1 protein-coding gene is annotated in these 1,843 nt (G+C 57.2%); it reads left to right on the top strand.

Annotation, left to right across the window (positions count from 1 at the left end; all coding sequences use genetic code 11):
* Window positions 1-436: 436 nt before the first annotated feature.
* Entirely contained in the window at window positions 437-1,753 is a 1,317-nt protein-coding gene (ltrA, locus tag H7995_RS28040) for a group II intron reverse transcriptase/maturase (protein WP_057978653.1), read from the top strand.
* The last annotated feature ends 90 nt before the right edge of the window (window positions 1,754-1,843 follow it).

Below are 1,843 nucleotides of genomic sequence, written 5' to 3' on the forward strand. Positions count from 1 at the left end.
TTTTTTTGTGCGCCCAGCATGGGCGCAATCTTGCGGGTGAAAGTCCCGTCGTAAGCTGACCACAGCGAACGAAGTGAAGCGCAACTGCATGAGGGCGACCGAGTGTGGGGAGGAAGCGTGAATCGAAACCGCGAGCCGATGGACAAGAACCGGATATAAGGCGAAGCCGATCAGGGCGAGCGAGCAAAAGATCGCGAAGCTCTTGTGGTCAAGGATCAGGCTGCGTAAATCCGGCGGCTGTGCGGGGAAGGATTGCGTTCTTACCTGGGGAGATCTCGCCTTGTGCCTGAAAGGGCGACGGTGCGAGCCGGAGCGAGAAGTCAGCAGAGGCCGTAGTAGTCTTTTTTTTTTTGACGAAGGGCCGAACGAGAGAGAGTGTTGTAGGCCATGTTGATGCGAACGACCGGAAGTCAGATGCCTGCCAAACGCGGGGCGGATGGAGATAACGAGCGGTGAAACCGTGAGAAGTCCCGCCAGCGACGAGGTCAATCGCCCGCAAGATGAATCCGACAACGCAGGGCAAAGGCTGCTGGAACGGGCCCTTGCGAGAGAAAACCTGAAACGGGCGTGGAAACGGGTCAAAGCCAATAGAGGTGCAGCGGGAGTTGACGGTCTGGACATTGAACAGACTGCTGAAGCCTTGCTGACTCAATGGCCAGTGATTTGTGAACAGCTACTTTCAGGTGTCTACCGGCCCAGTCCGGTAAGACGCGTGGTCATCCCCAAACCTGACGGCGGTGAACGCGAGTTGGGCATTCCGACGGTCACCGACCGCCTGATTCAACAAGCACTGCTGCAAGTCTTGCAGCCACTCCTCGATCCAACCTTCAGTGAACACAGCTACGGCTTTCGCCCGGGACGTTGCGCGCAGGACGCCGTTTTGGCGGCTCAGCGGTACGTGTCCTCGGGGCGCAAAGTGGTGGTGGATGTTGATCTGGAGAAGTTCTTCGACCGGGTCGATCACGACATTTTGATTGATCGCCTACGCAAACGGATTGCGGATCGGGCGGTTATTCGACTGGTCCGGGCGTACCTGGATGCGGGAACGCTGATCAATGGCGTAATCGAGAAAAGCCGCTGCGGGGCGCCGCAGGGCGGTCCGCTGTCACCGTTGCTGGCAAATGTGCTGCTGGACGAAGTGGATCGGGAGCTTGAACATCGAGGTCATTGCTTCGTGCGCTATGCCGACGACGCGAACGTTTATGTTCGCAGTCATAAAGCCGGGCAGCGGGTGATGATCTTGCTGAGGCGTCTGTATGAAAAGCTGCACTTGAGCGTCAACGAGAGCAAGAGCGCAGTGGCCAGTGCGTTTGGTCGCAAGTTTCTGGGTTATGCATTTTGGTGCGCCCGTGACGAAGTCAAACGTGCGGTATCTCAGAAGGCACAAAAGCAATTCAAGCAACGTATCCGGCAGTTCACTCGCCGTTCATGTGGCCGCAGTTTGCAGCAGGTCGTCGACCTCCTACGTCCTTATTTGCTCGGTTGGAAAGCCTACTTCAAGTTGTCGCAAACACCAGGCGTCTGGCGTGAATTGGACAAATGGATGCGGCACCGACTCAGAGCGATTCAACTCAAGCAATGGAAACGGGGAACGACGACTTATCGTGAATTACGGGCTTTGGGTGCGAGTAAAGAAGTCGCCCAGAAAGTGGCATGTAACACCCGCCGTTGGTGGGACAACAGTCGATGGGCCTTGAATTGGGTGCTTAATCTCGCGTGGTTTGATCGCCTGGGACTTCCACGTCTCTCCTGACCTCAATCCCTCGAACCGCCCGGTGCGGACCCGCATGCCGGGTGGTGTGGCAGGGGAGCGGCCTATGAAGGCCGCCCCCTATGCCGATTG

Source organism: Pseudomonas kielensis, from assembly GCF_014236655.1.
Classification (GTDB): domain Bacteria; phylum Pseudomonadota; class Gammaproteobacteria; order Pseudomonadales; family Pseudomonadaceae; genus Aquipseudomonas; species Aquipseudomonas kielensis.